Annotated in this window: 16 protein-coding genes; 3 read left to right on the top strand and 13 right to left on the bottom strand. The window is 30.3% G+C overall.

The window, feature by feature from the left end; genetic code table 11:
• Positions 1-138: 138 nt before the first annotated feature.
• Positions 139-3,402 carry a WD40/YVTN/BNR-like repeat-containing protein gene (locus BTO16_RS02740; RefSeq protein ID WP_105020121.1) on the bottom strand — a complete coding sequence of 1,088 codons (3,264 nt, stop codon included), beginning with the start codon at positions 3,400-3,402 and terminating at the stop codon, positions 139-141.
• Positions 3,403-3,583: 181 nt separating this feature from the next.
• Here BTO16_RS02740 and BTO16_RS02745 point away from each other — a divergent pair, with 181 nt between their 5' ends.
• From BTO16_RS02745 to BTO16_RS02755, 3 genes are all read left to right on the top strand, one after another.
• A complete protein-coding gene (locus tag BTO16_RS02745) occupies positions 3,584-5,122 on the top strand; it encodes a helicase HerA-like domain-containing protein (protein ID WP_105020122.1) in 1,539 nt (512 codons plus the stop codon).
• A gap of 46 nt (positions 5,123-5,168) precedes the next feature.
• The gene (locus tag BTO16_RS02750; protein ID WP_105020123.1) at positions 5,169-5,732 is read left to right on the top strand and encodes a hypothetical protein; all 564 of its coding nucleotides are present in this window, start codon (positions 5,169-5,171) and stop codon (positions 5,730-5,732) included.
• Positions 5,733-5,831: 99 nt separating this feature from the next.
• The gene (locus BTO16_RS02755; protein ID WP_105020124.1) at positions 5,832-6,194 is read left to right on the top strand and encodes a cupin domain-containing protein; all 363 of its coding nucleotides are present in this window, start codon (positions 5,832-5,834) and stop codon (positions 6,192-6,194) included.
• A 127-nt stretch (positions 6,195-6,321) separates the two neighbouring features.
• Here BTO16_RS02755 and BTO16_RS02760 read toward each other — a convergent pair whose 3' ends face one another.
• From BTO16_RS02760 to BTO16_RS02825, 12 genes are all read right to left on the bottom strand, one after another.
• Positions 6,322-7,236 (bottom strand): YitT family protein, encoded by a 915-nt coding sequence (locus BTO16_RS02760; protein ID WP_105020125.1) that lies wholly within the window; start codon positions 7,234-7,236, stop codon positions 6,322-6,324.
• 3 nt (positions 7,237-7,239) lie between these two features.
• The gene (gene folD / locus BTO16_RS02765) at positions 7,240-8,121 is read right to left on the bottom strand and encodes a bifunctional methylenetetrahydrofolate dehydrogenase/methenyltetrahydrofolate cyclohydrolase FolD (protein ID WP_105020126.1); all 882 of its coding nucleotides are present in this window, start codon (positions 8,119-8,121) and stop codon (positions 7,240-7,242) included.
• On the bottom strand, positions 8,118-9,548 hold the full coding sequence (locus tag BTO16_RS02770) for a hypothetical protein (RefSeq protein ID WP_105020127.1): 1,431 nt from the start codon (positions 9,546-9,548) through the stop codon (positions 8,118-8,120). Before BTO16_RS02770 ends, folD begins: the two co-directional genes overlap by 4 nt.
• Before the next feature lie 36 nt (positions 9,549-9,584).
• Complete coding sequence (gene ffh, locus BTO16_RS02775) at positions 9,585-10,913, bottom strand: signal recognition particle protein (RefSeq protein WP_105020128.1); 1,329 nt, start codon at positions 10,911-10,913, stop codon at positions 9,585-9,587.
• A gap of 976 nt (positions 10,914-11,889) precedes the next feature.
• Positions 11,890-12,414, bottom strand: a complete 525-nt coding sequence (locus BTO16_RS02790; protein ID WP_105020131.1) for a DinB family protein — start codon at positions 12,412-12,414, stop codon at positions 11,890-11,892.
• Positions 12,415-12,526: 112 nt separating this feature from the next.
• Entirely contained in the window at positions 12,527-14,539 is a 2,013-nt protein-coding gene (locus BTO16_RS02795; RefSeq protein ID WP_105020132.1) for a hypothetical protein, read from the bottom strand.
• Between the two features lie 13 nt (positions 14,540-14,552).
• Positions 14,553-15,335 (bottom strand): hypothetical protein, encoded by a 783-nt coding sequence (locus tag BTO16_RS02800; RefSeq protein ID WP_146105330.1) that lies wholly within the window; start codon positions 15,333-15,335, stop codon positions 14,553-14,555.
• A gap of 134 nt (positions 15,336-15,469) precedes the next feature.
• Entirely contained in the window at positions 15,470-16,195 is a 726-nt protein-coding gene (locus BTO16_RS02805; protein WP_105020134.1) for a hypothetical protein, read from the bottom strand.
• Between the two features lie 116 nt (positions 16,196-16,311).
• Positions 16,312-17,454, bottom strand: a complete 1,143-nt coding sequence (locus tag BTO16_RS02810) for a hypothetical protein (protein WP_146105331.1) — start codon at positions 17,452-17,454, stop codon at positions 16,312-16,314.
• Between the two features lie 13 nt (positions 17,455-17,467).
• Positions 17,468-18,151, bottom strand: a complete 684-nt coding sequence (locus BTO16_RS02815) for an outer membrane beta-barrel protein (RefSeq protein WP_105020136.1) — start codon at positions 18,149-18,151, stop codon at positions 17,468-17,470.
• A gap of 8 nt (positions 18,152-18,159) precedes the next feature.
• Positions 18,160-18,684, bottom strand: a complete 525-nt coding sequence (locus BTO16_RS02820) for a T9SS type A sorting domain-containing protein (protein ID WP_170064404.1) — start codon at positions 18,682-18,684, stop codon at positions 18,160-18,162.
• A 236-nt stretch (positions 18,685-18,920) separates the two neighbouring features.
• A complete protein-coding gene (locus BTO16_RS02825; protein ID WP_105020138.1) occupies positions 18,921-20,417 on the bottom strand; it encodes a YfcC family protein in 1,497 nt (498 codons plus the stop codon).
• Positions 20,418-20,442 lie beyond the last annotated feature (25 nt).

Here is a 20,442-nt window from a genome sequence, read left to right on the forward strand (position 1 = left end):
AAATTTTATTTTTAGTATGATTTAAAGGTAAGCGGTTAATTTATAATCGTAGGGAACATTTTAAGAGAAATTTGTGCTTGTGTTTTAAAATTGAAAAGACACAAGCACAAAAGAACACTTATTTTTTGTTTTTATTTTTTAATTTGTTGAATAAATTTTAGTCTCCTTAAATTTTGAAATTTGAATTTTTTCAGTTGCCAATTTGTACGTTAACCAATCCGTATTAAAAAACGAATTTGTTTCAGAAACCGCTTTTATATAGGTTTCTTTAAACTGATTTATCAATTGTGTTTCTGTAGCTGTTTGCTCTCCAAAACGCGAACTAACATAATAGTTTGCAACCCCAAAACGCTGTGCTACGGTAACTTCTGGGTTTCTTGTAATTCCTTGTCTTTTATCAATTTTACCTAAGTACAACGCAATTAAATTATCAATTTTTTTACTGATTTCTATAGATGATTTTATTTCTGCTTCAAACTTTTTAGCATCTTCTTTTGTTAATTGAGATTTTATAGCTTCGGCAGTATTTTTACTTTCCACTAATTGTTTTAGAATGGCTGCTGTTTTTTCTTGATACGTTTCAAGTTCTTTGCTAGCATTGTATTTCTGATTAATTGCTTCTTCAGAAATTTGTAACCTTGGATCAAATTCAACGGTGATATTTTGCTCAGAAACTGCATCACCAAAAGTCATTTTTAAACGATATATCCCTGGTTTTACAGAAACTCCACTTGGTTCTCTTTTCGATTTATTAAGAGTTCTAGAAGGACGATCAACACCTTTTTCGTCTAAATACCAAGTAGTTTTATGAATTCCGTTTTCTTTAGGAACCTTAAATTTCAAGGTTCTAATTTGCCTTTCTCCGTCAAAAATCTCTAATTTTATAGAATCATTTTTTACAGTATTTTGCTTGTCACTTTGAACTTGTTTAAGAGTTTCATTATCTTCATCAGAAGCTATTTCATCATCAACTTTATCTTCATCTGCTTTTTCATCTTTATCAGCATCTGTATTGTTTTCGCTTTTTTTAGCATTAGGATTATTGATATAATAAGAAATTAGTGCACCGCGACCCCTATTTTCTCCTTGATACATTGCATCTGCGCCAAACCTGCTTCCTGTTGGTTGTTGCGTTTCTGCTTGATAGGCAGTTGGTGGCGCAAACAATTCTAATTTTTTAGAAATCACATTTCCTTTTGCAATTGCTCTTAAAGGACGAATATCATCTAAAACCCAAGCTGCACGTCCAAAAGTTCCTATAATTAAATCGTTTTCTCTGGGATGTATTACCAAATCTTTTACAGGAACAGTTGGGAAACCTTCCGTCCATTTTGTCCATTTTTCGCCTGTATTTATAGAAATATATAAACCGTCATCCGTTCCTAAAAACAGTAAATTTTCATTTTCTGGATCTTCAATAATACATAGCGTGTAACTTTGCACATCATTTTCATCAACAATACGCTCCCAAGTTTTACCGTAATTTTTAGTTCTGTATGCATACGGCGTATAGTTAAAACGTCTGTAATCATTTGCAATTAATAAGGCTTCACCTTTATTTTTGTTGGATGCTTTTATTTGTGCAATCCAACTATTTTCTGGTAAACCTTTAATGTTTTTTGCAACGTTTGTCCAAGTTTCGCCACCATTTTTTGTAATGTGTACTTGACCATCATCCGTAGCTGCCCAAAGCATATTTTTTTCCAAAACTGATGGTTCTATTACTAAAATTGTACAGTGATTTTCTGCACCCGTTGCATCCATTGTTAAACCACCACTTTCTCCTTGTTTTAATTTCTCTGGGTTATTTGTGGATAAATCTGGCGAAATAACAGACCAAGTTAACCCTTTATCTGTAGATTTATGTACAAACTGACTTCCGAAGTATAACGTATTATTGTTAAAAGGATCCATATTTATAGCGGCATTCCAGTTAAAACGCAATTCAATAGCAGCATCAGCATGTGTTGGTTGTACAGAATAATTGTTTCCTGTAATATAATCATATCTTACAACAGAACCTTGCTGACTCATAGACCAGCCATATCTTGAATCGTCTTTATCTGGAACAACATCAAAACCATCACCAAAACTAATTTCTTGCCAATAAGAATTTCTAATTCCCTGAGCTTTCCAAACATAGGCAGGACCTCGCCAAGAACCATTGTCTTGCATGCCGCCATACACATTATAAGGGAACTCATTATCTACATTAATATGATAAAATTGTGCCACAGGAATATTGCCAATAAAGCGCCAAGATTTTCCACCATCTTTAGTAATATTTAAACCGCCATCATTACCATCAATCATAAATTTGCCGTTTGTTGGATGAATCCACCAAGCATGATGATCTGGATGCACACCATTATCAACCCCATAAGCAGGCATTAATTCTTTAAAGTTTTTACCACCATCTTGCGAAACATTTATATAGGTAAAAACGGTATACAATCTGTTTTCATTCTGCGGATCAACATAAATTTCTGAATAATAAAAAGGGCGGTTTCCAATATCTTCTTTATCATTTATTTTTTCCCATTTAAAACCACCGTCCTCACTTTTGTACAAAGCATTTTTCTTTGCTTCTACCAAAGCGTAGATAATATCAGGATTACTTGGTGCAATTGCAACACCAATTCTGCCTAATTCTCCTTTTGGAAAACCTTCTTTTTCTGTAATTTGTTTCCAATTTTCTCCGCCATCGTGTGTAATGTAAACACCACTTCCTGTTCCGCCGGATTTAAAAAACCAAGGATCACGTTTGTGTTCCCACATGGTAGCAATTAATTTATTCGGATTTTTTGGATCCATAATTAAATCTGCAGCACCCGATTTTGTATTTGTAAATAAAATTTGTTTCCAAGATTTTCCACCATCCGTAGTTTTATAAACGCCACGTTCTTTGTGTTCTCCCCAAGGCGAACCAATGGCACCAACGTACACTACATCAGGATTTGTAGGATCGATTACTACACGATGAATATGTCTCGTTTTTTCTAAACCCATTGATTTCCAAGATTTACCAGCGTCTAAAGATTTGTAAATTCCGAATCCACCATTTAAACTATTTCTCGGGTTTCCTTCACCAGTTCCTGCCCAAATAACACTTGGGTTTGATTGCTGAATAGCAACTGCACCAATAGAAGCTGTTAGTTCTTTTTCGAAAATTGGTTCCCATTTTACGCCGCCAGAAGTAGATTTCCAGATTCCACCAGATGCAGTACCAACGTATATAATTTCAGGATTTGAGGTAACAACATCTACAGAAGTTACACGGCCAGACATTCCGCCAGGACCAATATTTCTTGGTTTCATGTTTTTTAGCATGTCCATAGAAAACTCTTGCGAAAAGAGTAGGGAAGTAGCACCTATAAATAAGATTGTAAATAGTTTTTTCATTGGGTTTGATTTTTTTAGTAAAGGCCAACAAGATACAAAATAGAATACTCTGTAAAAGCTAGAAGTTAATTTTAAAAGAGTTGTACTATAAATAATCTTTTAGATAGAAGAAAAAGTTAACTAATTCTGTTTTTTATTTTCAAACTCTTAAAGTTTGATTATTTTTATCGAAATTTAAAAAATGAGTCAGCAAGAAGAATTCTTTGAATATATAAACAACGGTTATGCAACCAAGTGCGATTATATAGAATTGGGAGCAGCCATGTTAGGAGAAGAAACAATTACAAATGCCATTGTAAAAATACCTTTAAAAACCCTAAACAGACATGGTTTAATTGCTGGTGCAACCGGAACGGGAAAAACAAAAACATTACAAGTTTTAGCGGAAACTTTATCAGACAAAGGAATTCCTGTTTTGCTGATGGATATAAAAGGCGATTTATCTGGTTTAGCACAACCAAGTCCTGGACACCCAAAGATAGACGAGCGGCATGCAAAAATTGGTTTCCCTTTTGAGGCCAAGAAATTTCCGATAGAAGTATTGACCATCTCTGAACAAAAAGGAACAAGAATGCGTGCAACTGTATCAGAATTTGGTCCAGTTCTGTTATCAAGAATTTTAGATTTATCAGAAGTGCAACAAGGAATTGTTGCCATCATTTTTAAATATTGTGATGACAATAAATTGCCATTGTTAGATATTAAAGACTTTAAAAAAGTGCTGCAATATGTTACTGATGAAGGAAAAGAGGAGATTCAAAAAGAATATGGTCGCATTTCTTCTTCAAGTACAGGTGCAATTTTGCGTAAAATTATAGAAATAGAACAACAAGGAGGTGATTTATTTTTTGGAGAAAAATCTTTTGAAGTGGAAGATTTAACAAGAATTGATGAAAACGGAAGAGGAATTATTTCTGTTTTACGCTTAACAGACATTCAAGACAAGCCAAAATTATTTTCTACCTTTATGATGCAATTGTTGGCAGAAATTTATGAAACTTTTCCAGAACAAGGAGATAGTGGCAGACCAGAATTGATTATTTTTATAGACGAAGCACATTTGGTTTTTGAAGAAGCTTCTAAAGCATTGTTAAATCAGATAGAAAGTATTGTAAAACTAATTCGTTCTAAAGGAATTGGGTTGTATTTTGTAACTCAGAACCCAAATGATGTTCCAGAAGATGTTTTAGCACAATTGGGGTTAAAAATTCAGCATGCATTAAGAGCTTTTACTGCAAAAGATAGAAAAGCAATTAAATTGGCAGCAGAAAATTACCCAAGTTCTGACTATTATGATACTAAAGAAGTGTTGACGCAATTAGGAATTGGAGAAGCATTTGTATCCGTTTTAAACGAAAAAGGAATTCCTACACCATTAGCTAGAACCATGTTGCGTGCGCCAATGAGTAGAATGGATATTTTAACGGATAAAGAATTGGCGGCTGTTATTGATAACTCTAAATTAATACATAAATACAACCAAGAATTAGATAGAGAAAGTGCTTACGAAATGCTGAATAGTAAAATAGAAAAGATTAATTTAGCCGAGGAAAAAGCAATTAAGGACTTAAAAGATCAGAAAGAAAGAGAAAGAAATAAAAAGTCATCATCTAGAACCTATACAACCAGTAGTACAAGACAAAATCCAATTGTAAAAGTTTTAACAAGTGCCACTTTTATTAGAGCATTTTTTGGGATCTTAAAAAAAGTGATGAAATAACAAAATTAAAATCTGAACGTTTAAATAAAGAATAAAACAACTAAAAATGAATAAAAAAAACTCCTTATCTATACTTGTAATTGCACTTTCATTATTAATTACCAGCTGTAATAAAAGTAATGATTTTAAAATTGAAAAAGGAAAAGTGGGTAAAATTACTGAAACCACTAAAATTACCGATTTACAAAACTTATTTAAAAACGATTCTATTGTTAAAAATTTAAGTGAAGGTGCTTTAGGCGATAATTATTTTCAAGATGATGACGAATATTTAATTTTCGAAAAAGGCGGTAACCTTCTACTTACAATAATACCAAAAGAACAATTAGACTCTACATCAACTATAAAAAGTATTGAAATTCATGATATTCGCTATAAGACGAAAAACGGAATTAGTTTAAATTCTAATTTTTCTGAAATAAATGCGAATAACATACTAAGGCCAGAATCTACTTTACAATCTGTTACATTATTTTTAGACGAATTAAATGCAACAATTACTATAGATAAAGATGAATTAGGTATTAAAGACTTTATTACTCAAAAAATATCTTTAGAGCAAATACCAGATTTAGCAAAAATAAAATCATTTATTATTTGGTTTATTTAGGGCGTATCACGTAATAAAAACGTGACCGCGCTTTACATTATATCTTTTTAGTTAAAAAACTAAAAAGGATGCCATTTCAATCGCTTACGCAGATTCAGTATGAAAAAATATACCATACAAAATAAACCATTTGTTGTGCCAACAACAGATGGTAAATTAATTGAAGAGCATTTTGGTAATGCTACAGACAAAAATACAGAAATAAGTATTGCCCATATGGTTGCTCCACCAAAATGGAAAGAACCATTTCAAACACCTGCATTTGATGAATATACTTATATTATTAAAGGTAAAAAACAGTTTATTATAGACGGCGAAATTATCATTTTAGAAGCGGGTCAATCCATCAAAATAGAAAAAAACACACGTGTTCAATATTCAAATCCATTTGAGACCGATTGCGAATATTTAGCTGTTTGTTTGCCTGCTTTTTCTATTGATTTGGTGAATAGAGAAGAATAGAGAAACACTTTATTTTTATATATAAAATTACATTACCTATTTTTAAATAGGAATTTTTTGCAAAATTGAATTATTAAAACGTTCTTAAATTAAGGGTTCTTAAAATTTCATAGCAACTTTAAAAGCACTATTCTTTATTTGCAACCGAATTTTGCAAGTTTAAAAACTTAGTATTTTTCTTTTTGTTTAGATAATGTCTTAAAACACCACCTTTTACATTATTAACATCAAATTCTATAATAAAAGCTTCTACATCTATTTTTTGTATAATTCTGTACATCTTTTTAATATCTATTCTGTTAACCACAGAGTGGATAATATCAAAATCTTCAGCCGTTCCGTTACTTCCAAACCCAGAACTACCTTTGTAAACTGTAAGTCCAACGCCCAATTCTTCTATAATGGCAATTTTAATTAGGTCATGTTTTTTTGAAACAATGGTAACACCAATAAAGTCTTCAAAACCCTCAATAACCGTATCCGTAACTTTTGCGGCAATAATGTAGGTAAGTATAGAGTATAATGCAATTTCTGTTGATATTACAAAAGCTGTTATACTAAATAAAATAACATTAAAGACTAATACAATTTTACCAATACTAATACCAAATTTATCATTTAAATAAATTCCTAAAATCTCTGATCCATCTAAAACAGAACCATTTCTGATGGCAATACCTATTCCGGCACCAACTAATAATCCTCCAAAAATGGAAATAAGAAGCTTATCATCTGTAATCGTTTGAAAGTTTTCGAAATGAATAAATATAGCCAACCCTAAAATACTAATGATAGATTTAACTACAATTCTTTTTGAAACTGTAAAAAAACCTAAAACTAAAAAAGGAATACTAAAAAGTACTAACAAATAAGAAATATTAATATCTACTTGTGTTTTAACTAATAAAGCAATGCCCGTAACGCCGCCATCTAAAAAACCATTGGGTAAAAGAAAAGCCTTTAACCCAATACTTGCAAGTAGAATTCCTATAAATACTTGAAAATTTTCAAAAAAAGCTTCTAAATTATTTTTAAAATTCATTGTTTAATTTTGGTTTTTTCTTTTACACGCTAATAATGTATTTTTTAGTAGCATTGCAATTGTCATCGGTCCAACGCCACCAGGAACAGGTGTAATAAAAGCTGCTTTTTCTGCAACTTCTTTAAAAGCAACATCACCAACTAATCTAAAGCCATTTCTCTTACTAGAGTCTGGTAAACGTGTAATACCAACATCTATAACTGTAACATGATCTTTAACCATATCTGCTTTTAAAAACTCAGGAATACCTATTGCAGCTATAATGATATCAGCTTGTAAAGTAATATCTTTAAGGTTTTTAGTTCTACTATGACACATGGTTACAGTTGCATTACCAACCTTTCTTTTTTGCGATAATAAAATACTCATTGGACTGCCAACTATATGACTTCTTCCTAAAACTACAACATGTTTTCCATAAGTTTCTACATTATATCTGTCTAGCAATTCTAAAATCCCGAACGGAGTTGCAGAAATAAATGTAGGCAGGTTTAAAGCCATTTTTCCAACATTTGTTGGATGAAAGCCATCAACATCCTTATCAGGATTAATTGCCATTAATATTTTTTGTTCGTCAATGTGTTTGGGTAAAGGAAGTTGAACAATAAAGCCATCTATATCCTTATCAACATTTAAAATTGCTATTTCATTTAGCAAATCCTCTTCGGTTGTTTCATCTGATAATCGTATCAAAGTAGATTCAAAGCCAACTCTTTCACAAGCTTTTACTTTTGCATTTACATAGGTAATACTTGCGCCATCATTACCAACAATAACTGCTGCTAAATGCGGAGTTTTGTATCCTTTGCCTTTTAATTCTCTTACCTCTAAAGCAATTTCTTCTTTAATATCTGCCGAAGTTTTTTTTCCGTCTAATAAAATCATTTTTCGTTAAATGTATAAATTATGATTGTTGTGTTAAAATTATTAAATTTTTTTAAGATAGTATAATTAGTAGCTAAATCTTTTATTTCTTCTTCGGATAAATTATAAACAGTAGCATAAAACACATATTTATTTTTTCCGTTAAACTTTGCAAATGCTCTTTTATCACCACTTAAATCAATAAGATCAATAGTGGTGTAATTAGGAAAAAAGCTACCTACATCATTTATATTTATTTTATTTTTATCTAAATAATCTATTGCTTGTATCCTTAAAGAATGATAAGGTATATGACCTAGCGTTGCGCGCCAACCTTGCGATAAGGATTTTGGATATACCCATAGATTACCAGAAAGTAAACCAACAAAAAGTAAAATATACAATTTCTTTTTTGATGAATAAAAATTACTTATAATTTTAAAAGCAAACAAATTAAAGCAGATATATGAAACGATAAAGTATCTAATACCAACTGAATTTGTTACAATTAAAATTGTTAAAACAATAAAAATTACAGCGCTTACTGCCAATAATAAAAGTTGTTTGTTTTTTTTAGATTCTATTATTTTTTTTCCATGAATAGCAAAGCTGATAATAATAAAAAGCATTATAAAAACTCTACCAAAATCTAAAAATCGCCACACTAAAACAATGGTATTTCTTATAAAATAATTAAGATCTGCTACATGCCATAAACCAACCCAAGGTGAATCTGGATGTGTTTGCAACCATCCTTTTGTTAAAAGACGCCACCCAACAAAAATAAAAGCGGGTAAACTTGCTACTAGATAAAAGAACAAAAACTTAAAAGTGATACTTTTTTTAATTTTTTCTTTTTGATAAAAAATTTTGTTAAGAAAGTCGAATAAAAAAATACCAGCAAAAAGCATCATACTTCTGTAGGAAACAATACTTAAGAACAATAGCCCTATAAATTTTAGAGTATTATTTTTTTGAAGAATTGAATTTACTGCTAAAAAAAAGAAAAAAAGCATTATAATTTCCATGTTTACGAGCACGAAGCAAGTAGACACAGACGGATCAGCTATAATTAAAAGAAAGGCAAAAAATTGTAATCCTCTTTTTGAGATAAAGTAACTTATAAATTTATGAAGTTGATAAAAAAAACCAATTATGAAAGGCAGAATGGCTAAATGAGAAACCCAAAGTTCATGGCCAAATATCCGCCAGAAAACAGCTAAAATAAATCCTAAAAAAGGTGGATGACCAGGATCAAAACTATCAGGCATCGACCAATTAAAGATTGAATTATAATACAATTGATTGCCCATTTTAGAGCCAAAAAGAATGTCGTCATCAAACATTCCAAAACTTTTTGAAACAAAGAAAATTAAAACACCAAGAATTAGGAAGAAGAAATTTTCTTTTTTAATTTTTAAAAAAAAAGAGTGTATTTGTGTTTTCATTTTTACATAAAAAAAGCTGCACAATGCAGCTTCGTTTTATTTCATTCCTTGCATCATTTGCATCATTTTTTTACCGCCGCCACCTTGCATCATCTTCATCATCTTACTCATTTGATGAAATTGCTTCATCAATTGATTTACTTCTTGTATAGTAGTTCCAGATCCTTTTGCAATTCTCTTTTTTCTACTTGCATCTATGGTATTAGGTGTACTTCTTTCATCTGGAGTCATAGAATGAATAATTGCCTCAATTCCTTTAAAAGCATCATCATCTATATCAACATCTTTCATTGCTTTACCAGCGCCCGGAATCATGCCTACTAAATCTTTCATGCTTCCCATCTTTTTAATTTGTTGAATCTGACTTAAAAAGTCATCAAAACCAAATTGATTTTTAGCAATCTTCTTTTGTAATTTTCTAGCTTCTTCTTCATCATATTGATCTTGAGCACGCTCAACAAGAGAAATAACATCACCCATACCTAAAATACGGTCTGCCATTCTATCTGGATGAAATACATCAATAGCATCCATTTTTTCGCCAGTACCAATAAATTTTATTGGCTTATTTACAACAGATTTTATAGACAAAGCAGCTCCACCACGTGTATCACCATCTAACTTTGTAAGTACAACTCCATCAAAATTTAAGATATCATTAAATGCTTTTGCAGTATTTACAGCATCTTGCCCAGTCATAGAATCTACCACAAATAATGTTTCTTGCGGATTTACAGCTTTATGAATATCAGAAATTTCTGTCATCATTGCTTTATCTACTGCTAAACGACCAGCAGTATCAATAATAACAACATTTTTGCCATTTGCTTTGGCATGTTTTATTGCGTTTAGAGAAATTTCTACAGGATTGTTGTTACCAACTTCTGCATAAACTTCAACACCAATTTGTTCCCCAACAACTTGTAGTTGATTTATAGCGGCAGGTCTGTAAACATCACAACCAACTAAAAGAACTTGTTTTGATTTTTTAGTTTTTAAATAGTTTGCTAATTTTCCTGAAAAAGTAGTTTTACCAGAACCTTGTAAACCAGACATTAAAATAACCGTTGGTGAGCCTCCTAAATTTACGCCAACAGTTTCGCCACCCATTAATTCAGTAAGTTGATCTTTTACCAACTTTACCATTAATTGACCAGGGTTCAAGGTAGTTAATACATCTTGTCCTAATGCTTCGGTTTGTACTTTTTTGGTAAATTCTTTGGCAATTTTAAAGTTAACATCGGCATCTAAAAGTGCTCTTCTAACTTCTTTTAAAGTTTCTGCAACGTTAACTTCTGTAATTTTACCATGACCTTTTAAGGTATGTAGGGCTTTATCTAATTTATCGCTTAAATTATTAAACATAATTTGTCTTCTTTTTTAGGAAACACAAATATAAGAATTAGAGATGATTAGTAAAGTGATAAAAAGGAGTTTTTTAATTATTTAGTCTTTAAAAACAAGCTTGTAAAAAAGTTGATTAAATGAATAAAAATTGAGAATAGAAAAATCATAAAGGATACGACTAAAGCTTGATCTAAATCTACGAAGGACAAAAAAATATTAGTAGGCAATTTATTGTCAGATTTTAAACTAAAAATTACATATATAAAAGGTGTTAGAGATGCTATTTGTAAAAATAAATGCAGAATCGTTAACCAAATGTTAGGTTCTTTTTTCGCCCAAATTAAACAGAAATAATTTAAACCAATTAAACTAAAAAATACAGCCGAAATAAAACACCATAAATCTGCATAAAAAACGAAATAAGTGTCAAATAGAGCTATATCTGCATACATATTCTTTTTTAAAAATCCGAGTATAATGAAACTGAAAGCGAATGCAAAGAAAAGAAGATGCGGTCTGGTAATTAATTTTTTCATATAAATTTATAGCAAATTTATGCAGGCTTTCTAAAAAAAGTTAAAATGAAGTTAAGAATGTGTAATAAAAAGGAGATTAAAAAAAGTGTAAAAGAAATAGTAAGAATTTGATAAAGATCTATTGAATCGGATATAAAATTTGAAGTAAATACTGTTTTTGTGTTCAAAAAAAAGAGGCAAAAAATGAAAGGAATTAAAGCCGCAACTTGAAAAATTATATGAAATAATGATAAAATTTGGATAGTAGGCTTTTTAACCCAAAACAGCATGTAGTAATTTAAGCCAATTAAACTTACAAACACTGCTGAAAAATAACACCAATAATTTATTTTAACAGCAAAAAAAGTATCATTAATCGTTAAATCAATTATACCTTCTTTTTTAATTAAACCTATAAGTATAAAAAGTGGAATTAAACTAAAAAAGAAAATATGAGGTTTTTTAATAATTGTTTTCACTTAATATAAATTTTGCAAAGTTTTTGTGTGATGTTCTGTATGATAAGCCGTCCACATAATAATTTCTCTAACCGTCATTTTACCCATTAAAGGATGAGGAAGCACTAAGGTATCTAAATTTCTTTCGCTAATATGAACCGTTTTGTATTGTAATTTTTTTTGTTGAATTTGCATCCTAGTTAACAATCGATCTCTTTCTGCTAAAGTAGGTTTTTTTAATTTTTGATTATAAACTTTTGCTTTTTCTAAATTTACTGTAAGTTTTTGTTGATAAATTTTAGCAACCGATTCATAATCTCTCAATGCTCTATTACAAGTGCCAAATTTATATTTTAAAATAAATCTTGGATAACTTAAAGCATTATTTAGTAATTGCAGACTATCGACTAAGTGTTGTATATGTTGACTTACAGACCATTTTGTTTCTGGACCCTTTTCCCAATCTTCTCTTGGTTGATGTTCTAACCATTTAAATAATTCTTTATATTTTGTATCTAATAATTCTGCAATTTCTACTTTGTCCATCAAAAAATAATTTATCGGCTTAAAAATAAGAAATAAATATAAAATAATTAAAGGGTATTCTTAAATAATAGTTTTTTTTGTGTGCATAAAATAATTGAAGTTATTTTTTTTACTAGTTATTTAAAGCTTCTCTGTTGGCACTTACTTTATTTAATAATCTTTTTAAAAGACGTATTAGAGCTTCCTGATTTTCTAAAGTACCTCCTGATGCTGAATTTGTGTTTGTTATATTCTCGGTTAAAGTGACATTTGTATTAGTTGACGTGCTTAAAGTATTTTTAATCGCTTCTGTTTTAACTAAAAGTTTTTTGTAGAGATATAACATTTTAAGTTGATTTTCTTCGGAACCTCTATTATCTAATAATACTTTTAAATTTATAAAACTTAAATCTTTTAACGGTATTATAGATTCGTAAAGTGGAGTACCACCAGCTGTTGAAAAAGAAACTTCTACACTAATTCCATTGGTAGGCGAAGGTGTTGGTAATAAAAAGAAACCTTTAAATACTTGAGTTGTAGGTGATGCACCTGTTGACGATATTACACTATTGTCATCATTATTAATAAAAGAGACTTCCAGTTGGCTACTATCATTCCAATCTAGATGAACAAATTTATTGGTTCCTGTAATGTCAGTATAACCACCCTCTAATTTGGCTCCATTTTTAGTGGTAACAGTTGCCGATGAAGATGTTATAATATTACCTGTGTAAACGTTCGCTTTAATAGTAATAGTTGTGCCATTAAAGGCAAAAGGAGTTGCAGCAGTTGCATCAATAATTACATTGTGTCCTTTTGCATCAATTGTATTATCATTTCTAGTAATGATGGTTGCTGTTTCACCTTTATAATTATCTACTAGAAATGCTTTTGCACGATCATAAAATTTTTCTGTTGTTTCTATTACTGTATATGCATTTACTATTGCTTTTGAAGTCTCTGTAATTAGTGCATCATTTGATAGAATAATATTTTCTGAAATATCTTTAGAAATACTAAGACTTTCTGATTTTAGATTGTGTAAATAACTAGCAAAAGATTTTGAGTGGTTTTGTCTATTTGTTTTTGTAATTCCCACATATGTAGAATTCTGCAGGCACGTTTCTCCATTGTAATTAAACAAGCCAGTAACATTGCCACTAGCATCTGTTAAAGTATTATTTAAAACAATATTTGAATTACCATCTAAATAATAACATCGTGCATCTTGGATCGGAATGTTTGCAGCATCTAAAACTTTTGCTGAATACCTAAAGGCAATTGTTGTAATATCATTTGCATCGAAAATATCTGCTCTTAGCGTTGTAAAATCTGGGTTTACAAAAACAACATTTGCATTTCCTTGATTTGGTACTATATGAAATTCGCAACTATTTATTTTAACATCTTTTAAAATTGGTCTTAAATTAGTCGAATTTCCAAGTTGAAACGCATACTTACAGCCTTCTACTTTTGTTGCGTTTAATGAAAAAGTATTGGTGTTATTTGCTGCATATAATTTAATACCAACCTCCTTGGTATGATGAACTCTAGATCGATCATAAGAAATTGTAGAATTAGATCCTGCTGCTCCACCGCCATCGGATACAGTAACTCCATCTTCTGGTTCAAAGTCACAATCTATTACCTCAAATTTACAATTACTACTTAATCGTATTCTATTCTGTGCATATAGTGCACTTCCATAGGCTCTAAAAATTCCGTTATCAAATAATTTAAAAGAGTCATTTACAGTTCCTACCACAGAGAAACTACCACCATCTGCACTTTGTCCTAAAGTAATATTTCCTTGCAAAACACTGCCATAAATTTGAAAGCTAGCAGCGTTTATTTTAATATGTTGGTTAGAGCAATTCCATACGGAACTTGAACCACTACTTGTTGCGTTTCCTATTCTAATTTGGGCATTAAAAACATAGGTTTTTTTATTACCAGCTAGACTTTCCCTAAAATGCCCAGTACCAATGTTGTTAGATATTAGGGCATTATAAATACCATCGCTTGTAATACCCGTTCCTGTACAAACTAATGTTGATGGGCTAGCACTAGCATCTACTGTATAGGTTTGACCATAACTGAAAACAATAGAAAATAAAGTAATAATTATTAATGTAGCTTTTTTCATGAAATACGATGGATTAATTATAAGTAAGACTTTCACATTGAGCTAACGTTGTTGGTTGTGCAGTTTGTCCTGGATTGTTTAATACAGTTGCCTCAACTTCTACATTAACATCTGTTTTATCATATTTTATAACTTTCCAGTCATTATTTATCAACATTGAAACATAATAAAAGTTACTATTTGCTGCAGTACCTTCAAAAATTAATTCATTGGTTACGTTGTTAAATGTTATTGGTTTCCATGCACTTCCTGCTCTGAGATAAGCATTTTCATTTTGAGAAGAATACATCAACATACCATCAGTTGGCGTTATAATATCTACAGGAATTAATTCTGATGGCAACAAAAGTGCAAATTTTTGAGTATTTGTTAAGTCAAGAATAGCCTTTGCATTAGGGTTAGGATTACCAATAGCAACGTTTCCAGTTGAATTTATAAGCATTCTTTCTGTGCCTAAAGTTTGAAAACGAATAATGTCTTCATCTGTATTTTTTTCTACTTCAACTTTGGTGTCACCATCTGCATCTTGCAATTTATTTACTTTGGTATTTACTAAAATCCAGCTTGTGCCATCGTAAATTTTAGTAATAATGTTGCTTGCATCTGCATTATCAAACCAAACATCGCCTTCTAAAGGTAAAATAGGAGAAGTGGATGAAGAAGTTACTCTATTGTTAATAGCAGTTTTTAAAGTCCCTTTATTATCAATAACTCTTATTTCTTGGGCATAACTTATTTGTATGCAGAATGCATAAAACATAAAAATTAGAAACTTAATACTTGTCTTATAAAACATTTACTAATAGGCTAAGCTTTTAATACTATTATTTTTATTTAATGTTACTTATTTTAAAGAGTTGGTTTTTTAAAAAACCAACTCTTTATGTATTATAAATATACTTAAACAAGAAAATTTAATTTATTTACTTTTTAGTAAATCCATTGAACTTCAATAATATCTCCAACATAAGTAGTCCAATCATTTGGAGCAGTAGAGTTCAAAGTAAGTGTAACAGTATCAGCTGCAGTTACGTTATAATCTATACTTGCTCTTAATTTTGCCCCATTTCTATAAACAGATACTTTGCTTATTGCTGTTCCAAGAGCTAAACCTGAAGCTGTTACAGCTACATTACCATCTGCTGCAATTGGAAACTCTTGACGACCAGCTGTAATTAATGCAGAAGCTAAAATCTTTTGAGTTTCACCCGTAGCTTCATTTCTAATCAAAACAGCCCAACCTGTCCCACCAGCAGTTCCACCAGCTTTACCATCAGATAATGTCACAGCATTTGTTGAAGCTAAAGTTGCTTCAGATCCTGTTGCAGTACTAGGAGTAATTAATTTAATTCCATCTAAAGCAAATATTTTATCTGAAACATCAATATAAGTACTGTCAGTTAAGGTACCACCTAATTGCCAAGTAGTTGTAGTTGCGTTTCCAGCTGTAGTTGATGTAATTGTAGTAATACCGTTACTTGATTGAAGATACTTAATTGTACCCTTATTGTCAATAACTCTTACAACAGCATCTGAAGCAGCATCTGTTTTTTTATTTAATTTAGTGTCTGTTTGTGTTGTCGTTTGCGCATTAATGGCAGTACCAGCCAACATCATAAGGCTTAATACGCCTAATTTTAAATAATTTGTTTTCATTGTTTTTGTTTTTTTAATTTTGATAATTGTTTTACTATTTATTTCCGTTTTTGTTAAATTTGATAATTCTTGCTCTTTAATTCTACATATTCCTTATTTTATTGTCTTGATTCTTATTAATTTAATTGTACTATTCTTATTTTATCATTTTTGTAACAAATTGCTTCAGGTTCTAATTTTATGGTTGTGCTGTTCAAAATTGTAAAATCAATACGAACACCATTTCTATAAACGTCTAACTTGTCTGAATTCGTTATATTTAGTGGAGTTTTGAACTCTAATTGACCTTCAGTAGCAATAATTACTATTTGTTTTTTTTGTAAAAAATCGTTTAGTTTTTTTGTTTTTAAAACTCCAGTATCTTTATCAGCTGCAATAATTACATCTTCTTGATTAGTACTTTCTTGTAGTCCTTTTATTGCCAATGTATTTGCAGCATTTGTAACTAATTGTGTAGCTTCTGTTAAATTGCCTCCTAGTTTTATGGTATTACTTTCGTTAGTTAAACCATTTAAAACATTTGTTACATTTCCTGAAATAGATACCCAATTTGGGGCGTCAAATACTTGTATACATTTACAGGTTTTATTCCAGACTTGGTCTCCATTTTCTGGATTTACAAATCTAGCAGCTCTAGCAGCATCATTTTCTACAACCACAAGACCTAATTCATTAGTAGGATCAAAATCATCATTTACAGGTAGCCAATTGTAGCCATTCCAGATCATTAAACTAGGATTTTTATTAGGTCCATAATTTGTAATCCAGATTAATTCTCCTAATTTATAAGGTGGTGTTAATTCATTTAAAGCATTTACAATTTTTATAGTTCCGTTTCCGTTTGTTGGATGCGGGATGTATAATATTTTTTGAGTATCTAAAAAGACAAAGCCTTCATTATTACTAAGAATGTCTAGTTCTACATTTAAATATTTAAGTTCTCCATCCCAATTAATATTCTCAAAAGTGAAACTTATTGGCGTTCCTTCACCAACAATAAGAGAAATCATTCCGTTTTCATCAGTTGTAACATCATGTTCTTCTACATATTCTATTCCTTGTTCATTAGTTATTGTAAATCGTATAGTAATATCCTCAGATGCTAAAGGAACTTTATTTTCTTTTACATTGGTTCCAGGAATCTGAATTTCAACATTATTTAAAATTAATGCTTGATAATTAAAACCAGGAGTTTGACCAAACACAATTGTGCTGATCAATAGGAACAAATAGATCCATATTTTAGTTACAAGTTTCATATTATCCATTATTTTAAAATCCTCCGTAGCATTTATTTCTTGGGTTAACAATACTAAAAAGTAGTCCTACCGAAAACGAATTGGTACGGAATGTATATATCTCTTCAATGTTACTATCTTGATTTTTTTCTCTAAAACTATCTGCAAGATTGTAACTAACATACGTTGATATTGTATCAGAAATTAAAAACTCTGCACTTAATCCTCTATGAAAACGTAGTAAAGTTCTATCGAATGTATTGTCTTTAATAAGATCATTTACAACATCTCTATATTTGCTTGTTCCAGAGGTTAGAAAATCGTAAGATAGGTGTGAATGTACTTGTAGTTTAAATAACGGCTCGTTAATAATAGCTAAGTTTAGCCCTGTTTTTAAACCAACATAAGTTAAATCGTAGGTAAGCGGAATGCTTGTGTTACCTGCAAAAAAACCAGTATTAATTTTATAATTATTATAACTTGCACCTGCATTCAACTTTAATCGATCTTTATATATATTTAATCTGATACCACTTTCTAAAAAAAAATTTTGTGATTTAGCAGACTTTAAATCTAAGGTGTTTTCACCTAAATTATTTACGTAATCTTTAAAATAGGCAGTTTCAAAACCAGTTTCTACATAAACTTGCTGCGCGTATCCTGCAGAAAACTGGAGTGTATATAGCAATAAAAGACTGAATTTAGTTTTGTTTTTCATCAGTCTAATTATTCTATTTTTAATATTTTTTCGGTTGCAATACTGCTACCGCTCTTTATCTGTATAAGATAAGTTCCAATACTAAATCTTCTCATTTCTATAACAATCTCATCAGAAGGTAAAAACTTTTGTGAATTATAAACCTTACCATTTACATCATAAATTTTTATGTAAATATCAAATGCTGTTTTTTTAGAAAATGTTACTTTTATATAATCTACAAAAGGGTTTGGAGATATTATAAAGTCTAAAGTTTCATTAAAAGTAGTACTATTAGAATTATCTACTTTTAAATAAATGGTACTTGTAAGAAAACCTTGTTGTGCAGTAATTGAATTTACTGCGACTTTACCAATAATACCAGATTGACCAATACTTTGTTGAACACTGTATTTGTTATCCGTAGCATAAACAGCAGAAGAACCTACCGAAGTTAACGTAGATTTGAGTACAGTGTACTTCTTTTTTGTTGATTGCTGGGAAAATGCAATACATACATTCAGAAAAAAAAGTATAAATATAATTATTTTCAATTCGTTCCTTAGGGGGATAGATTATACATTTAAGACACCAATAAATTTAAAAGGTCACCTAAAACTTATGTTTTTATTTTAAAATTTATAATATGAAAATAAGTAAAATTAAATAATTTTTTATTGAATTATAGCAACATTTTCTCTATTTTTTTCTAAATAAATCAAACGTTTATAAATCAATATTTTAACAATTTAAAATGTAATTATGAATCAGTAAAATGTGTTTACAGGGTTTACAAATAAACAGAAATAGTTAAAAAAATCATTGAAACCAAAGTTAAAATTAGAATTAACGGAATTACAAATTTCAGCCATTTGTTATAACCAACTTTTACAATAGCAAGTGAAGCTAAAATTAAACCAGTTGGATTTATAAAGTTAAATAATCCCATACCTAAAAGATAGGTATTTACTACATGTTCTCTACCAATAGAAACCGTATCTGCTAAAGGAGACATTATTGGCATTGTTAAAACGGCCATTCCTGATGATGAAGGAATAAAAAACGACAACCCACTGTAAACAAAAAGCATCGAGTTAATAAACAAACCTTTGTTCATTCCGTTTGTAAATGAGCTAGAATAATATAATAAAGTATCACTTATTAAACCATCTTCCATTAAGATAGTTACACCTCTTGCCAAACCAATTATAAAAGCAACGCTTAACAACTCGTTAGCACCTATTATAAAAGTATCAACAAAAACAGTTTCGTTTATTCTGCACAAAAAACCTATTAAAAGTGCGCCAACAAAAAAGACCCCTGTCATTTCTATAAACCACCAATCTAGATTACTAATGCCATAAACCATGATTACAAAGCACAAAATAAAAATGGCAAGCACCAATTTTAGTTGAAGCGTAAAGTTAAAAGTTTCTGAAGAATTCTGAAAAGAGAACCTTTTTTCGATACTTTCTTTTTGATCAAAAATGATTGATTTTGATGGATCCTTTTTTACTTTTTGGGCATATCTAATAATATATAAAATACAGATTATTAACCCAGTAATTAGCAAAAAAACGCGTCCTTCAATTCCAGAAGTCCAATTAATACCCGCAGAATTTGACGCAATAATTGTGCTAAAAGGATTAATGATAGAAACCATAACACCAATAGAACTGCCAATATAAATGCAAGCTAAAGCTACAATTGCATCATATTTAGCTGCAATAAAAATAGGAATTAAAATAGGGTAGAAGGCAATCGTTTCTTCTGCCAAACCAAAAGTAGTTCCTCCTAAAGCTATTAGTGTTGTTACAACAATTATTAGAATGTATTCTTTACCTTTTAAAAGAATCGAAAGTCTAGAAATTCCTGCTTCAAAAGCTCCTGTGTAATTAACGATAGCTACTAATCCGCCAATAAAAAGTACTAGAATAATAATATCAGCAACTTGAATAATCCCTTTTAAGGGCGCCAATATAAATGAGGCCAAACCTTGAGGTCTTGCTTCTAATTTTTGATACGTTCTAGGAATACTTATTGCTTTATAAATAGCGCCAGAAGTAAATTTTTCTAGCGGAATTTTAATTTCTAAATCATCTAATGTTTTTTGTGAGGCTTCTAAAATAATTGATTCATCTTCGCTAGTTTTAACAAATGAATTATCATCCTTGTTATACGCTAATCTATCATATTGACCAGCGGGAATGCACCAAGTTAAAAGCGCAACAAAAGCAGCTATTATTAATAGAACTGTTTGTGCGCTTGGAAATTTTATTTTTTTCATCTTTAAAAAGCTAAACTAGATTTTA

This window comes from Polaribacter glomeratus (assembly GCF_002954665.1).
In the GTDB taxonomy this organism is placed as follows: Bacteria; Bacteroidota; Bacteroidia; order Flavobacteriales; family Flavobacteriaceae; genus Polaribacter; species Polaribacter glomeratus.

Bases quoted from the DNA above. Each gene is read 5' to 3' on its own strand.
- BTO16_RS02740 (WP_105020121.1), bottom strand. From the start codon at position 3,402: ATGAAAAAACTATTTACAATCTTATTTATAGGTGCTACTTCCCTACTC.
- BTO16_RS02745 (WP_105020122.1), top strand. From the start codon at position 3,584: ATGAGTCAGCAAGAAGAATTCTTTGAATATATAAACAACGGTTATGCA.
- BTO16_RS02750 (WP_105020123.1), top strand. From the start codon at position 5,169: ATGAATAAAAAAAACTCCTTATCTATACTTGTAATTGCACTTTCATTA.
- BTO16_RS02755 (WP_105020124.1), top strand. From the start codon at position 5,832: ATGAAAAAATATACCATACAAAATAAACCATTTGTTGTGCCAACAACA.
- BTO16_RS02760 (WP_105020125.1), bottom strand. From the start codon at position 7,236: ATGAATTTTAAAAATAATTTAGAAGCTTTTTTTGAAAATTTTCAAGTA.
- folD (WP_105020126.1), bottom strand. From the start codon at position 8,121: ATGATTTTATTAGACGGAAAAAAAACTTCGGCAGATATTAAAGAAGAA.
- BTO16_RS02770 (WP_105020127.1), bottom strand. From the start codon at position 9,548: ATGAAAACACAAATACACTCTTTTTTTTTAAAAATTAAAAAAGAAAAT.
- ffh (WP_105020128.1), bottom strand. From the start codon at position 10,913: ATGTTTAATAATTTAAGCGATAAATTAGATAAAGCCCTACATACCTTA.
- BTO16_RS02790 (WP_105020131.1), bottom strand. From the start codon at position 12,414: ATGGACAAAGTAGAAATTGCAGAATTATTAGATACAAAATATAAAGAA.
- BTO16_RS02795 (WP_105020132.1), bottom strand. From the start codon at position 14,539: ATGAAAAAAGCTACATTAATAATTATTACTTTATTTTCTATTGTTTTC.
- BTO16_RS02800 (WP_146105330.1), bottom strand. From the start codon at position 15,335: ATGTTTTATAAGACAAGTATTAAGTTTCTAATTTTTATGTTTTATGCA.
- BTO16_RS02805 (WP_105020134.1), bottom strand. From the start codon at position 16,195: ATGAAAACAAATTATTTAAAATTAGGCGTATTAAGCCTTATGATGTTG.
- BTO16_RS02810 (WP_146105331.1), bottom strand. From the start codon at position 17,454: ATGAAACTTGTAACTAAAATATGGATCTATTTGTTCCTATTGATCAGC.
- BTO16_RS02815 (WP_105020136.1), bottom strand. From the start codon at position 18,151: ATGAAAAACAAAACTAAATTCAGTCTTTTATTGCTATATACACTCCAG.
- BTO16_RS02825 (WP_105020138.1), bottom strand. From the start codon at position 20,417: ATGAAAAAAATAAAATTTCCAAGCGCACAAACAGTTCTATTAATAATA.